A 14,793-nucleotide genomic window follows, 5' to 3' on the forward strand; every position below is an offset into this window, starting at 1 on the left:
CGCCCCTTCCGATCAGGATTTCGGCGGCGTATCGACACCCGAGAGTTGCAGCACGCCTTCAGGCAGGCGCGCGCCCTGAATCTGGACGGCATCGACCTGCGCGGTCAGTTGCGCCAGTTCCTCGGGCGTGAATGTCACGTTGGTCGAGGCGGTGTTTTCGCGCATATGTTCCAGCTTTGTGGTGCCGGGGATCGGCACGACAAAGGGCTTCTGCGCCGACAGCCAGGCAAGTGCGATCTGGGCAGGTGTGACCTGCTTTTCCTGTGCCCATGCCGCTACCACATCGAACAGCGCCATATTGGCGGGCAGCGCGTCAGGGGCAAAGCGAGGGATTGCCGCCAGAATGCCATCCTCAAACCGGCTTTCGGCATTCATCTTGCCACCCAGAAAGCCCATCGCCATCGGCGACCAGCAGACGAATCCGATGCCCAATTCCTCGCAAAGCGGCAGCACGTCGACCTCTGGTCCGCGCCACATCATCGAATATTCGTTCTGAATCGCGGCCAAGGGCTGTGCGGCATGGGCACGGCGGATCGTGTCGATGCCGGGCTCCGACAGACCCCAATGCAACACCTTGCCCTCTGCCATCAGGTCGCTGATGACGCCGGCCACATCCTCGATCGGGACTTCGGGATCGACGCGGTGCTGATAGACGATATCAAGGCGATCGGTGCGCAGGCGCAGCAACATACCTTCGATGGCTGTGCGAACGTGCTCGGGCTTGCTGTTCAACCCGCCAGTGCGTTCGCCTGTGACAGGATCGATATCCCAGCCGAATTTCGATTCCAGAACGACCTGATCGCGGATGCCCTGCAACGCTTCACCGACGACTTCTTCGGAAAGAAACGGCCCGTATGCCTCCGCCGTGTCGATCAGCGTGACGCCCTGATCCACCGCCTCACGGATCATCTGAATAGCCGTTTCGCGCGGGATGCTGCCGCCATATTGGTCGTTCAGGACGGCATCATCGCCGCTTGCCGACCATTGGCAACCCAGCCCGATGGGGTTGACGGCGACGTCGCCCAGCATCCGCTGGCTGGTGGAGGCTGCAGCGGCAGGGGCAGTAGCCTGCGCGAACACACGGCCCGCAGGCAGCATGGCGGCGGCACCCATGGCCGCGCCGGACAGGATCATGCTGCGACGGGTCAGAGATGTGTTTTCAAAACGTGTCATGACAATTCCTCTCGCATTATTGGTTCAGGTTTTTCGCGTCCAGCCAGCCCGCGATGTGATCGGCGATCTGGCCATTGTTCAGGTCCGACATCAGGAAATGCGTGCCGCCGGTGATGCCTTCTTCCGGCAGATGAACCAGTGTCGCATCGCCGCCGCGTTCATTAATTGCATCGACCCAGAGCCGCGCCATATCCAGCCGCACGCGCCAATTGTCCTTGCCGCGTTCCTCGGTCGGTTCATCGGGGATATTGTCGCCGTAATAGATCACGATGGGGATTTCGGTGAGCCGCACGAAATCCTCGGCCGGGATCGGCTCGGCCTCCAGCGTTCCTGCCGCACTGGGCATGGCTTCAGGCATCGCATCTTCGGGGAAGACGAAGCCGCTGCCCGGTTCCAGTGCGACAATCCCCTTCACATCCGGGTTCCGGATCGCGGTCAGCCATCCGGGGCCGCCTGCCTGCGAATGCGTGACCAGCACCGCCGGTCCGATCCGGTCAATCAAGGCCGAGGTCGCATCGGCCAGAATGGCGGGGTCATATGGCCCTGTATTCGGCGTGACCGAACGGAAGAACTGGTTCAGCGTTTCCTCTGACTGATCGACCTGCACGCCCTCGAAATACTCGGGCCATTGACCAAAGCGGAACTGGTCGAAGAACAGCTGGTCGTAGGGCGTCGGCTCGATGCTCGCAGCCTCGGTGCTGTTGCCCGCGCGCCCACGGCGGGCCTGATCGATCACATAGGTCGTGTAGCCCCGGCGCAGGAACATGGTCTGAAACCCCTCGCGCCCGTCCGAGGTCGTCTCCCAACTGCGGCCCGACTGATAGGCGCCGTGCCAGAAGACCAGCGGCAGCGGATTGGCGTCCTGCGGCACCTGATAGAAGGCATAAAGATGATTGCCGTGGAATGTCTGCCCGGCCTCGGTCGGGGCGTTGTTGTCATATTCGCCGGGAGTCTCAATGACCGTGCCGCCTGCGGCAAAGCTGCCCTGATCGACGATGGTCAGCGGCTCAAACGCGGCGGCTGGCAGGGCGAAGGCGGTGGCGAGGGTGAATGCGTAAATGCGATCCATGATCTTCCTCCGGTTGCGGTTGCATTGAAGGTAGCGGCAGGCGTTTTGTTTGATTAGCCGATATCTCCCGATAGGGTTCATTGACGTTTTCGATAAATTAAGACGGGCGATTTATCCGGATAGCCAATGAAGCCAATCGGATATTTGTGCCTAATCAAACAATCTGACGGCGTTATCTTGATCTGCGAAGGGCAGCGAAACTGCTGGCCCATGGATCAAGGGGAGACCGTCATGACCAATGGCATCAACCGCCGCGATACCTTCAAGGCAGCCCTGCTGCCTTTTGTGGCTGCACAACTGGCCGCGAAGCCTGCCGCGGCGCAGACGGGCGGCGGCAGCGTCGTCGTTTACCTGTCCCGCTCGGGCAATACGCGGGTTCTGGCGGGCGCGCTGTCGCGCCGCTTCAACGCCGATCTGTTCGAGCTGCGCCCGCGCGACCCTTGGCCCGCGGATTATGACGAGATGGTTGATTGGGCATCTGCCATGCGAGAACAGGGCAACAATGTGCCGCTGGCCGAAGACCTGCCGGGCATCGACGGCTACGACACCGTGTTCCAGTGCCATCCGATCTGGGGGATGGATCTGCCCGCCGTGACGGCCAGCTTTCTGCAAAGCCATGACCTTTCGGGCAAGACCGTCATCCCGATCATTACCCATGGCGGCTATGGCACCGGCGACGCGGTCGCAACCGCGCAATCGCTGGCCCCGAATGCCAGGTTCACCGAAGCTTTCGTGCTGGAATGCAATCAGGAACGCGACGATATGGCCAGTCTGAACGCCTGGCTGGACGAAAGCCTTTGACGCGAGGATCTACCATGACGTCTGCCAAACCCATCCTGCTGTCTGTCGGCGCGACCGGCAGCATCGGCACCCATGTCATCCGCGCCGCGCAAAAGCACGGCTTCCATGTCCGTGCCCTTGTCCGCAGCCCCAAAACCGCCAAGCTGCCGCCCGAGATCGAGATCGTGGAAGGCGATCTGACCCGGCCCGAAACGCTGAAGGCTGCTGTGGGCGGGGCGGATTACATCACCTTCACCCACGGCACGCATGGCGGCCAGCAGAATGCCGAGGCCGTCGATTATGGTGGCGTGCGCAATATCCTTGCGGCCCTGAACGGTGCCCGACCGCGTGTCTCGCTGATGACCGCCATCGGCACTACCGACCGCAAGGGCGCGCATGACTGGAAGCGCCGGGGCGAGCGGCTGATCCGCGCCAGTGGGCTGGATTACACCATTATCCGCCCCGGCTGGTTCGATTATAACGAGGCCTCACAGCGCAGGCTGGTCATGCCGCAAGGCGACGTGCCGGTCACCGGCGCACCAGCCGATGGGGTGATCGCGCGGGATCAGCTGGGTGACGTGCTGGTGCGCAGCCTTACGTCGGACGCGGCACGCAACAAGACCTTCGCACTGCTGGCCGAAGAGGGCGAGGAGCAGCCTGATCTGGACGTCGTCTTTGCTGGACTTCACCCGGACGTGCCGGGCGAGCCTGACGGTTACGGCGATCCGCACAACATGCCGCTCGATGATGAGCCTGCCGATATCCGCGCCGCGATGAAGGCCTGACATCCCATTCATCGAGAATACCGATAAGCCCAAGCGCTTTTCCCTGACTAATCCGATTGGCCGGGTGGGCTTATCTTGCCGTCAACCGAACAGGAGACGCATTGCCATGAAGATTTTTCAGGCCATTCTGCCAGCTGCCCTGACGCTGGGGCTGACCCATGCCGCATTGGCCGAGCCGAACCGAGTCGAGTTCCCGGACAATCTGGGTGAATTGGCGCTTTATACGACCGTGGCGCGCGGCGACATCTTCGAGAATGTCTATACGTCGCAAGAGGCTCTCGATGCGATCCAGCAGAACGATGAGCCTCCCTATGGCACGCAGATTGTGCTGGAGATTTTCCGCGACGACGCGTTGTGGCGCTATTTCGTCATGCAGAATGGCGAGGGCTGGGGCGACGAATATGACGAAACCACCCGCACCGGCGACTGGCAGTTCCAGTGGTACTGGCCAGATGGCACCATCAACACGGAGGAGAACACCGAACGCTGCCGCGCCTGCCACCAGTCGCGCGAGGGTCGCAGCTACATGTTCACCTATAACGATGCGCGGAGGTTTGAATGACACGACCCTCGCTGAAATCGCCGCTGGCGCGGCTGGTGCTGGATGGTGGCGCAACCGCGCTGCTGGTCCTGGCGTTGGCCTATTGGTGGCTGGGAAACCTGACACATGAAATCGCCGGAACGGCGCTGTTCGTGCTGATTGGGCGGCATCTGGTCAATAACAGCTATTGGTGGCGCAATCTGCGCAAAGGCCGTTATGACCTGCGCCGCCGGGTCGGGCTGGTGCTGAACCTTGGGCTGGCTGCCGCGATGACAGTGTCGCTGATGACCAGTTTTGCCATTTCGCGCGATATCTTTGGCTGGCTGCCTTTGCCCGACAGCTACACCATCAGCGAGATCCACCTGTTCGCCGCCTATTGGGTCATGGCGATTGTCGGGCTGCATATCGGGCTGAACTGGAACCGTGTTTCTGCCTTGCTGCGCAATCTAGGGCTGCGCGCTCCGGTCTGGCGCTGGATCGGTTGGGGGCTTGGCATTGTGCTGGCGGCGCTTGGCCTGCGCAGCGCGGCGGTAATGGATCTTTGGACGCGTCTGCGCTTCGATTACAGCCTCGTCATGTGGGATTTCAACGAACAAGCGACGGCATTCTTCGGCCACTGGTTGGCGATCATCGCGCTGTTCGCATTCGCGATGCATCTTGCGCTGCTGGCCTTGGATCGGCTGCCCCGATTCCGCACCGCGCGGCCGGTCGAAGGCGGCTGATCCGACCGAGGGAAAGGAATGTCAGTATGAACAACCCATTCAACGCAAAACTGCCCAGACGCGCTGCCGTCGCGCTGAATTTCATCGCTGGCACGCTAACCGCTGCTCAACAGCCTTTCGAGCCAGATCGGAGCACAATATGAACGCCATGACCAGCACTACCCCATCTGCGACCCTCATGGGGGAGGACACCATCGCCGACCTGCTGCGGCATCCGGCGCTACAAGGCTTCGCTGAACACCTGCTGCCATGGGCGGATCGGAATTATGACCAATCCATGCCGCTGTCGCAACTTGGTCAGCTGCTGCCCTATCACAGCGAGGTGCGACCGGATGCCTTGCTGAGTGGCATCAACCGCGTCATCGCCGATGCCGGCTCCGGCAAGCCGGTCTTTCATGATATCTATTCCGCCGAGGAACGCCGCGCCAACCCTTCGCTGGAGGAAGTGGGCCTATTCTTCTTTGCCGCTGACCCTGGCGCGCCTTTCGCCATCATCGCGCCAGGCGGCGGCTTCACCTATGTCGGCGCGATCCACGAGGGCTTTCCCTGTGCACAAGAGATCAACGCCAAGGGACTGAACGCTTTCGTCCTGACCTATCGCACCGGCCAGGGCGGTCAGATCGCAACGCAGGATATGGCCCGCGCGGTGGATTATGTGATGGATCATGCAACGGAATTGCAGGTCGCGACCGAGGGATATTCGCTCTGGGGCAGTTCCGCCGGCGCCCGCATGGCGGCCTATATCGGCAGCCATGGACCCGACGCATTCGGCGCCCGCAGCACCGCGCGTCCGGCCGCGGTCATCATCGCCTATACCTCTCACAACGATACCGGTCGAAAAGAGCCGCCGACCTATATCGTCGTCGGTGGCCGAGATGGCATCGCTCCGCCGCGCAATATGCAGGCCCGCGCTGCGCGCTTGCGGGATATGGGGGCAGAGGTCGCGATGACAGTCTTCCCCAATCTCGGCCACGGCTTCGGGACCGGCGCCGGAACGGAGGCTGCGGGGTGGGTTGGAGATGCGGTGAGGTTCTGGAAAGAGCAGGTTGCACAATAGCAAAGCGCACTCACGCACTTCACGAGACACTCGGTCGTCAGCCACACGGGACGCAGCTCGGTTTCTGTCCCCCAGATGGATAGGGGATACACGAACCCAGTCTGTTATTTCTACCTCGTCCGATTGAAGCGCAAGATTCGGAGTGGCGTCTGAGCACCACTGCGCCATTCTTGCGCCTGCAAAAAGGAGCAACGAATGCCGCTGCAAAACCGTGTCACCCCGTTTGGCGAAATTGTCGCCGCGGATGCGCGGGGTATGTTCACGGGCAATCGCGGCATTCTCCACGCACCCCAGGGGCAGCGCTTGGCCAATAGGCGATGGACAAGCAAGGCGTGGCTGATCTGTCGTTGCGATTACAAGGGTCGTCGGCGCGAGGTGATGACAGGCCGAAAATGGACTGAGTTGTTCTTTCTGGATGAGGCGACCGCGCTTGCGGCGGGTCATCGCCCCTGTTTCCGGTGCCGCAGAGACGCCGCCCTGCGATACCGCTACAGTTGGCAGAACGCACCTTCGGCCAAGGCGATGGATACCGCCCTGCACTCACAGCGATTGCACGGACGCGACAAACGGTTGCATCCTCTGCCATCGGGGTCACTGCCTGTCGGCGTGATGGCGGCTGCCGGGCCTACGGCGTGGCTCTGGGCCGGACACTGGCTGAAATGGTCGCATACCGGATACATGGCGGGAAAGCCGCCCGGACTTGACGGACTGCTGACACCGCCGTCAAGCTACGACGCGCTGAAAGCCGGGTATCGTCCGACGCTCCACCCATCCGCAGTTGTGAAAGGGACCAGCAATGACCAGTGATCTTTTCGCCGGGCTCGAGCCGAAGCAAAGCGCGCAGGAGAATATGGCAAAGGGCGCTATCCTTCTGCGCGGGCAGGCCGTGGCGCGGGCGGATGACCTTCTGGCCGCGATTGGTAAGGTTTCGGCGGCCTCGCCGTTTCGCAATATGGTGACGCCCGGCGGGCATGTGATGTCGGTCGCGATGACCAATTGCGGACAGGCCGGCTGGGTTACGGACCGCAGCGGCTATCGCTATGACGGCATCGACCCGCAGACCGGGCAGCTCTTGCCCGAGATGCCCGAAAGCCTCCTGACGGTCGCGACCGAAGCCGCGACGAAGGCGGGCTATCCCGATTTTCGTCCCGATGCCTGCCTGATCAACCGCTATGAACCGGGCGCGCGGCTGTCGCTGCATCAAGACAGAAATGAGCGGGACATGGCCAATCCGATTGTGTCGGTTTCGCTTGGCCTGCCCGCGACATTCCAGTTCGGCGGGCTGAAGCGGAACGATCCGGTGAAGAAATACGCGCTGCTGCATGGCGATGTCGCGGTCTGGGGCGGGCCGTCGCGACTTTGCTATCATGGGGTGATGATGCTGAAGGATGGTGAGCATCCTGTGGTCGGGCGCATGCGGCTGAACCTGACCTTTCGCGGTGCCTTGTGAAATCGCCAATATTTGAGGGCAAGGATCGGAGTGTTCCGCTGCACGATTGCTGACACTTCAAGAGGCGGCAATGCGCGAAACATCAGGCGCTGCCGCAACTGAAAGTATGACAGAGGTGTCAAATGGGTATTCTTGAAAACAAGGTCGCAATCGTCACAGGAGCGTCGTCAGGTATAGGCAGGGAAATCGCGCGTTTGTTCGCGTCGGAAGGTGCGGCGGTCGTGGTGACGGCACGCCGCGAGAAGGAACTCGGCAAACTTGTCAATGAGCTTTCCCAACAGGGTGGAAAGGCAGCTTTCGTCGCAGGTGATGTGACTGATGAAACACTGCATCAGCGGGTGGTCGAGATGGCACTTGCAGAGTTCGGCGGGCTGGACATCGCCGTAAACAACGCTGGGACCGTGGGTCCATACAAAGCGCTGGCGGAGGTGACCCTGCAAGAATGGCAAGAGCCTTTGTCCGTCAACCTCACGGGTGCGTTTCTTGGCGCGAGGCATCAGATCCCGGCGATGTTGCCGCGCGGCGGTGGGGCCATCGTGTTCACGTCGAGCTTCGTCGGCAACAGCGCGGGTCTGCCGGGGATGGCTGCATATGGTGCCTCTAAGGCCGGTCTGATGGGGCTCGTGCGGGGAATCGCCGCCGACTACGCAGCTGACGGAATTCGCGCCAATGCCTTGATGCCGGGCGGGACCGATACAGATGCGGCAGGCGACGATGCTCAGAAGGAATGGGCCGCAGGGCTTCATGCGATGAAGCGTATTGCTGATCCTCAGGAAATCGCAAAGGCCGCGCTTTTCCTTGCCAGCCCGATGGCGAGTTTTGTGACGGGAACCGCATTGTTTGCCGATGGCGGCAACTCTGCGACAAAATAGACGGCACATTGTCCGAGCATGCAGCAGACCGGGTTGCCGGTCTGCCGACGTCAAAGTGCGTCGGCAGATCGACAGACCTCTTTTAGTGCGTATGGGCATCCACTTGCCGCCGAGAATTTGAAAGCAAGGCGCGGAGTGAGGCGCGGCGAAAGCGCCCTATATTGAGCTCAACAGCCAACGAACCGAGTAACCACGATGACCAAGAATGAAACCCAGACCGAACAGGACCCGCGCTGGCAAAGCGTGGTGGAGCGGGATACGGGCGCGGATGGCAGCTTTGTCTTTGCCGTCAAAACCACCGGCATCTATTGCCGTCCGTCCTGCCCCTCGCGCCGTGCCAAGCCGGCCAATGTCGCCTTCTATGACGCACCGAAGGATGCGGAGGCTGCCGGTTTCCGCCCCTGCATGCGCTGCAATCCCAAGGGGCAATCGGCCGCACAAGCCAATGCCGAAATCATTGCCGAGGCCTGCCGGATCATCGTGGCCTCGGACGACATGCCAAAGCTGGATGATCTCGCCGCAAAGGTGGGCTTCAGCAGCCATTACTTTCACCGCCAGTTCAAGGCGATCACCGGGCTGACCCCCCGCGAATGGGGCGCTGCGCATCGCGCGCAGAAGGTCCGCGCTGAACTGCAGGATAAGGAAAATACCGTGACCGAAGCGATTTACGACGCCGGGTTCAACGCGAACAGCCGGTTTTACGCGATATCGAACAAGGTGCTGGGCATGACGCCCACGGCCTTCCGTCAGGGTGGCAAGGATACCGATATCCGCTTTGCCCTAGGCAAAAGCGCGCTCGGCGCGATCCTTGTGGCCGAGAGCGACAAGGGCATCTGTGCCATTGCATTGGGGGACGATCCCGAAACCCTGGTCAACGAGTTGCAGGACCGCTTTCCGAAGGCCAATCTGATCGGCGGCGATGCGGCGTTCGATGCCCGCGTCGCGCAGGTTGTCGGCTTTGTTGAGGCCCCGCAGATCGGGCTGGACCTTCCCCTGGACATTCGCGGCACGGCGTTCCAGCAACGCGTTTGGCAGGCTTTGCGCGACATCCCCGTGGGAGAGACTGTCAGCTATACCGAGATCGCCCGCCAGATCGGCGCGCCGAAATCGGTCCGCGCCGTGGCCGGGGCCTGCGCTGCCAACAAGCTCGCCGTGGCGATCCCGTGTCACCGCGTCGTGCGCGCCGATGGCGATCTGTCCGGCTATCGCTGGGGGATCGAACGCAAACGCGCCCTGCTGGAAAAGGAGGCCGCAGCATGAATGCCGTCACTGATTTCATCCCCGCCGCGCAGGTCGTGAAATCGGCAGAGCAGCGCCTTGCCGGATATGACTGGGCCGCCTTCGCCGATGAAATGAACTGCTTCGGCTGCGCCACCCTGAAAGGCGTTCTGTCACCGGAGGAGTGCCGCGATCTCGCGGCGCTTTACCCGCAAGAGAAGCATTTCCGCAGCCATATCCACATGGCGCGGCACGGTTTCGGAAAGGGCGAATACCGCTATTTCAAATACCCGCTGCCGGACCTGCTGGGCGGTTTGCGCACAGCGCTCTGGCCGAAACTGGCCGGGGTCGCGAACAGCTGGAACGAACGGATGGGGATCGATCAGCGCTATCCCGAGGCGCATGCCGATTTCCTGCGCCAATGCCACGAGGCCGGGCAGAAACGCCCAACGCCCTTGCTGCTGCAATATGTCACAGGCGACTTCAACTGCCTGCATCAGGACCTTTACGGCGATCTTGCCTTTCCGATCCAGGTTGCGTTCCTGCTGTCCGAACCGGGCCGCGATTTCACCGGCGGTGAGTTCGTCCTGACCGAACAACGCCCCCGCATGCAAAGCCGCGCCGAGGTCGTGCCGCTGAAGCAAGGCGATGCCGTCGCCTTCGCGGTCCATAACCGCCCGGTTCAGGGCAGCCGCGGCAATTACCGCGTCAACCTGCGCCACGGCGTCAGCCGCGTCCGCAGCGGTCAGCGCCACACCGTCGGGATCATCTTTCACGACGCAAAGTGATCCGCGGATCATCCGAAGCCCGGCGCGCGCGGTCGATTGATCGCGGGCGCCGGGCGTTTTGATTCTTGTCTGGGGCAATGTCCGAATTTGAAAGCAAGGCGCGGAGCGTCACAAACGAAGACACGGACTATGTTCAAGGTAACTGAAAAAGGAGCGGAGATCATGTCCGAACAAATCTCATACGCATGGGGCGAAAGCTCGCTTGGCGGGTTCATCGTGGTCTCGTCGTCAGCCGGTATCGTCGCCTTCGAATTCGCGGACAATCGCAAAGCAATATTGGACGCCCTCATGCAAAGGCTTCCCAATGCTCGCTTGAAAGAGGATCAAAGCGGTCTCGCTGATCTCATCGAGAAGCTTTCAGACGTCGTCGATCATCCGGAGTCTGGCGCGTACATACCTCTTGACCCGCAGGGCTCTGACTATGAGCGCCAAGTCTGGCAGATGCTACGTGACATTCCCGCCGGTGAGACGACGAATTACGGCGCAATCGCAGCCCAGCTGGGCACAAGGGACGCACGCGACGTTACAGCAGCCATCGCCGCGAACGGTATCGCCATCCTGATCCCCTGCCATCGCGTGATCAAGAAAGACGGTAAGATTTCCGGGTATCGCTGGGGATATCGGCGCAAGCGGACATTGCTGGAAAGGGAAAAGCTGGCGGAACCGGACCAATCGATTTGAGATACCTCGCAGAGATCTGCCTCGCGAGCATACGCTACCAGTCAAATTTCGGTTCCCGGTCCCAGCATGCGCGCGGCTGTCGGGGCGGTCAGGCTCGGCGTTCAGCGTCGGCAGGCGCGCCGCAGCACTGACGATGCGATTTCCTGCAATCGACAGGCGGATTTCGGTTCGTCGCCGGTGTCCCCTCGCCGGATTACTGGCCGGCGAAGGTCGTGGCTAGAAAAGTCGGCCCACTATTCCGCGCAGATGAAGCTCTGCCCGCTGGCATCCGGCTGCGCATAGGCTGGAAAGGCGCAAAGCGGGCGTTCCGTGTCCTCGCCGCCATCCGGAATAGAGGCCGGGACAATCTCTGGCGCGGTGCCGTTCTCCACCCACTCGACCAGAGGTGCCAGGCCGTCAAAGCTGACCGGACCGGCGCCGCCGCTGCAATGATGCATCCCCGGCACCAGAAAAACGCGCGAAAATTCTTCTGCCTCCGCGTTCGCCTGCGTGAACGGACCCTGATACCAGTTCAGGAAATGCCTCACCGAAAATGCCGGATCGGCATTGCCATGCCACCAAAGGATCTTACCGCCGTTATCGCGGAACGCCTGATAATCGGTGCTGGTCGCAGCAAAGACCGGCGCGTTTTCCATCAGGAAATCGCGGTCATCGATATCGAAACTCATAGCATCGAAGTCCGGGCGCGGCGGGGTAGCCCCCACGGTCCGCATCCAGCCCTGAGAGAAGCTGAAGCCACGCGCGTTCGGTTCTGCTCCGGTCGCGTCGCCCAGCATCCAGGCACGCATACCGTCTGGCCCGTCCATATTCGCCAGCGGCCAGCCGGTATAGATGACCTCTCCGCTGCTGTCGCTTGGACCGGCCTGGATCTTCTGCAGTGCGGTGACCTGTTCCGGGCTGAGGCAGCTGTCGGTTTCCTCGGCTTCGCATTGAAGGATTGCGGGGTCGAAATTGCAATCGACGGGGCGAAAGATATTTCCGTCCTCTGCCCCGTCATCGGCATCGCAGGCGGCAAGTGCCGCTTCTGTCACCAGTTTAAGCTCGGCATCGCTGAAGGCTTGCGAAACGATAGGGTTGCCTGCCGCGTCAGCCGGGGCGGCATCCATTAGTGCGCGGGTGTTCCAGTTCCAGGCAATGATCGAGGGCGTCAGATCGAACGCCGGGGCACCGGACAATACACCGTCGAATTCCATCGGCGTACGGAGCGCCGCAACCATGCCCTGCCTGCCACCGTTGGAGCAGCCCATGAAATAGGAATGATGCGGGTCCTGTCCGTAGTAGCGCGCCAACAGCGATTTGGCACGTTCGGTCACCAGCCGGACAGAATTATATCCGTTATCCTCGCGCGCCTTCATGTCGATCCCAAACCAGCCATCGGTCGCGGAATCGCCGCTGTGGCCTGCATCGGTCGCCACCACCGCAAAGCCGCGCGCGAGCGCTGTATCACCGGGCTTCGTACGGTCGATGATTCCCTCTGCCGGGCGTATCGACCCATCCCATCCGCCGCCGCCCTGAAACAAAAAGCGGCCGGACCAGTTGGCCGGCATCCGCAGTTCAAATCCCGTGCCATAAGTTCGCTGACCCGCCCCAACGCGAGGCTCAATCACGCCCTGAACAAGACAGTAAGCGGGCTGACCGTCGGAGGCCGGCATATCCTCGGCGCGTGACACGATCGTATCGAAGGCCGCAACCCCGGCCAGATCGGCGCAGGCACTGGCGGGCGGAATATCCTGCGCAAGTGCTGGTGCCATCGCAAGCGCGATAAAGGCCGCGCCAAGATAGTAACTCTGCATCTTAAACCCTCCCTTTAAGAAACTTCATCCCATCGTCCGGGGCAGCCACAGCGTCAGTGCCGGCAGCGCCACAAGGACGACCAGTCGGACGATATCCGCCACGACAAAGGGCATGACGCCCCTGAAAATAGTTGTCAGCTTCGCGTCCCGGATTACCGCGTTGATCACAAAAACATTCATGCCGATCGGCGGCGTGATCAGGCCCAACTCAACCGTCATCACCACGATTATGCCGAACCAGATCGGGTCGAAACCAAGCTGGGTGACGACCGGAAACACAATGGGCACCAGAAGGATGATCATCGCCATCGCATCCAGGATACAGCCCATCGCAAGAAAGAAGATCAGGATCAGCGCCAGCGTCGGGTAAGCGCCCAGGTCAAGCCCCGTCAGCCAGGCGGTGATCTTCTGCGGGGCCTGGGTGACAGCGAGAAAATAGCTGAACAGCATCGCTCCGATGAGGATCGTGTAGATCGCAACGGCTGTGCGCAGCGCCTCGACCAGCGAGGCGCGGGTTTCACGCCATCCCAGCCGTCCGCGCAGCGCACCAATCAGCCAGGTCAGGAAAGCGCCGGCTGCCGCAGCCTCGGTCGGGGTGACGACCCCAATGTAAATGCCGCCGATAATGGCGATGAACAGCAGCATCACCGGCCAGATGCCACGCAGCGCGCGCATCCTTTCGGCGATACCGATCTTTTCGCCGGGGGAGGCATCGCGCGCCATGAACATCACGACGCCCATATATATCAACACCGCAATCAGTCCGGGGACGACGCCCGCGATGAAAAGTTGTCCGACATCCTGTTCGGTAATATAGGCGTAGATCGCCAATACCACCGATGGCGGGATCAGGATACCAAGCGTGCCGCCCCCCGCAATCACGCCCGTGGCCAGCGTGTCGGGATATCCCGCCTTGCGCATTTCCGGCAGAGCAACCTTGCTCATCGTGGCGGCGGTGGCGACGGATGATCCCGAAATCGCGGCAAAGCCCGAGCAAGCGGCGATGGTGGCAAGTGCCAACCCGCCCCGCAAATGCCCGAGCCAGGCGCGCCCTGCGCCGAACAGCTCGGACGAGATGCCTGACCGGGTCGCGAAAACCCCCATCAGGATGAACATCGGGATCAGTGAGGTGTTGTAGTCGGTGATCGTGCGCAGGGGCGAAATGGCAAGCTGGTTCAGCGCCGGGCCCCAGCCGGTTATCTGGGCGAAGCCCGCGATGCCGACGATGCCCATGGCGATGCCCACCGGCACACGAATGGCCATCAGTCCGAAAAGCGCAACAAAGCCAGCGATGGCGACGAGATCGGATTCACTCATAGACGTCGTCCTCGGGGTCATTGCGCTGAAGGGGGCCGCCGCTGATCATCAGGATCAGCCCGGCCAGCGTCGTCAGCACGGCTGCCGCGACACCCAGCCAGATACCGCCGATAAAGGGCCAGACAGGAAAGCGAAGATCCGACGTCGCCTCGGTCGAGTTGTACGCGCTGATCACCCTGTCAAACAGCTTCCATGCGAGGGCGAACGTGAATATCAGCAGGATGGCCTGAGCAATCACTTCCAGCGCGCGGCGCGGACGCTCGGGCAGTGCCTCGACAAGCAGGTCAACGCAGATATGGCCGCCCCGATAGCCGAGCACCGCATACCCCCAAGCAATCGCAAGCCCCAGAAGAAGGCGCGAAATATCAAATGCGTCAGGGATCGGCGCAGAAAACAGATAGCGCCCGAGTGCCGACACGAAAATCAGGATTGTCACCACCGCAAGGCAGATCGCAGCGACGGTTTCGACAATACTCGCAAAGCGTCGTAGCAACTGATTCAAGCCTGACATGACTACATTCCTTTGCTTGAAAACAGCGCGTCATGC

The 14,793-nt window shown here is 61.5% G+C and carries 16 protein-coding genes; 11 read left to right on the forward strand and 5 right to left on the reverse strand.

From position 1 onward, the window contains the following. Positions 1 to 12: 12 nt before the first annotated feature. Positions 13 to 1,173, reverse strand: coding sequence for an aldo/keto reductase (locus tag FQV27_RS16530; RefSeq protein WP_147100703.1), 1,161 nt, complete (start codon positions 1,171 to 1,173; stop codon positions 13 to 15). A gap of 16 nt (positions 1,174 to 1,189) precedes the next feature. Further along, a complete protein-coding gene (locus tag FQV27_RS16535; protein ID WP_147100705.1) occupies positions 1,190 to 2,242 on the reverse strand; it encodes an alpha/beta hydrolase in 1,053 nt (350 codons plus the stop codon). Between the two features lie 231 nt (positions 2,243 to 2,473). On the opposite strand from FQV27_RS16535, the gene FQV27_RS16540 reads away from it, so the two are divergent. The 11 genes from FQV27_RS16540 to FQV27_RS16590 all read left to right on the forward strand — a co-directional run bounded on the left by FQV27_RS16540 (position 2,474) and on the right by FQV27_RS16590 (position 11,136). Continuing rightward, positions 2,474 to 3,043: a flavodoxin gene (locus FQV27_RS16540; protein WP_147100707.1), complete on the forward strand. Its 570-nt coding sequence runs from the start codon at positions 2,474 to 2,476 to the stop codon at positions 3,041 to 3,043. Between the two features lie 14 nt (positions 3,044 to 3,057). Next, complete coding sequence (locus tag FQV27_RS16545; RefSeq protein WP_147100709.1) at positions 3,058 to 3,807, forward strand: SDR family oxidoreductase; 750 nt, start codon at positions 3,058 to 3,060, stop codon at positions 3,805 to 3,807. A gap of 106 nt (positions 3,808 to 3,913) precedes the next feature. Next, on the forward strand, positions 3,914 to 4,369 hold the full coding sequence (locus tag FQV27_RS16550) for a cytochrome P460 family protein (RefSeq protein ID WP_147100712.1): 456 nt from the start codon (positions 3,914 to 3,916) through the stop codon (positions 4,367 to 4,369). Then, the gene (locus FQV27_RS16555) at positions 4,366 to 5,070 is read left to right on the forward strand and encodes a DUF4405 domain-containing protein (RefSeq protein WP_147100714.1); all 705 of its coding nucleotides are present in this window, start codon (positions 4,366 to 4,368) and stop codon (positions 5,068 to 5,070) included. Before FQV27_RS16550 ends, FQV27_RS16555 begins: the two co-directional genes overlap by 4 nt. Before the next feature lie 148 nt (positions 5,071 to 5,218). Beyond that, on the forward strand, positions 5,219 to 6,127 hold the full coding sequence (locus FQV27_RS16560) for an alpha/beta hydrolase (RefSeq protein WP_186827342.1): 909 nt from the start codon (positions 5,219 to 5,221) through the stop codon (positions 6,125 to 6,127). A gap of 195 nt (positions 6,128 to 6,322) precedes the next feature. Then, positions 6,323 to 6,934, forward strand: coding sequence for a hypothetical protein (locus tag FQV27_RS16565; RefSeq protein ID WP_147100718.1), 612 nt, complete (start codon positions 6,323 to 6,325; stop codon positions 6,932 to 6,934). Then, positions 6,924 to 7,577 carry a DNA oxidative demethylase AlkB gene (alkB, locus tag FQV27_RS16570; RefSeq protein ID WP_147100720.1) on the forward strand — a complete coding sequence of 218 codons (654 nt, stop codon included), beginning with the start codon at positions 6,924 to 6,926 and terminating at the stop codon, positions 7,575 to 7,577. The genes FQV27_RS16565 and alkB overlap by 11 nt, the downstream gene beginning before the upstream one ends. 122 nt (positions 7,578 to 7,699) lie before the next feature. Next, positions 7,700 to 8,449, forward strand: a complete 750-nt coding sequence (locus FQV27_RS16575) for an SDR family oxidoreductase (protein WP_147100723.1) — start codon at positions 7,700 to 7,702, stop codon at positions 8,447 to 8,449. A gap of 195 nt (positions 8,450 to 8,644) precedes the next feature. Beyond that, a complete protein-coding gene (gene ada, locus FQV27_RS16580; RefSeq protein ID WP_147100726.1) occupies positions 8,645 to 9,709 on the forward strand; it encodes a bifunctional DNA-binding transcriptional regulator/O6-methylguanine-DNA methyltransferase Ada in 1,065 nt (354 codons plus the stop codon). After that, complete coding sequence (locus FQV27_RS16585) at positions 9,706 to 10,455, forward strand: 2OG-Fe(II) oxygenase (protein WP_147100728.1); 750 nt, start codon at positions 9,706 to 9,708, stop codon at positions 10,453 to 10,455. Before ada ends, FQV27_RS16585 begins: the two co-directional genes overlap by 4 nt. A 162-nt stretch (positions 10,456 to 10,617) precedes the next feature. Beyond that, on the forward strand, positions 10,618 to 11,136 hold the full coding sequence (locus FQV27_RS16590; RefSeq protein ID WP_147100730.1) for a methylated-DNA--[protein]-cysteine S-methyltransferase: 519 nt from the start codon (positions 10,618 to 10,620) through the stop codon (positions 11,134 to 11,136). A gap of 233 nt (positions 11,137 to 11,369) precedes the next feature. On the opposite strand, the gene FQV27_RS16595 is transcribed toward FQV27_RS16590, so the two are convergent. Genes FQV27_RS16595 through FQV27_RS16605 form a run of 3 tightly spaced genes read right to left on the reverse strand, consistent with a single transcriptional unit; the run spans position 11,370 to position 14,757 of the window. Then, positions 11,370 to 12,929, reverse strand: a complete 1,560-nt coding sequence (locus tag FQV27_RS16595; RefSeq protein ID WP_147100732.1) for a tannase/feruloyl esterase family alpha/beta hydrolase — start codon at positions 12,927 to 12,929, stop codon at positions 11,370 to 11,372. 24 nt (positions 12,930 to 12,953) lie between these two features. After that, entirely contained in the window at positions 12,954 to 14,246 is a 1,293-nt protein-coding gene (locus FQV27_RS16600) for a TRAP transporter large permease (protein ID WP_147100734.1), read from the reverse strand. Continuing rightward, positions 14,239 to 14,757 carry a TRAP transporter small permease gene (locus FQV27_RS16605; RefSeq protein WP_246133146.1) on the reverse strand — a complete coding sequence of 173 codons (519 nt, stop codon included), beginning with the start codon at positions 14,755 to 14,757 and terminating at the stop codon, positions 14,239 to 14,241. Before FQV27_RS16605 ends, FQV27_RS16600 begins: the two co-directional genes overlap by 8 nt. Between the last annotated feature and the right edge of the window lie 36 nt (positions 14,758 to 14,793).

Origin of the sequence: Paracoccus aurantiacus (assembly GCF_007993065.1) — a bacterium.
Taxonomy (GTDB): Bacteria; Pseudomonadota; Alphaproteobacteria; order Rhodobacterales; family Rhodobacteraceae; genus Paracoccus; species Paracoccus aurantiacus.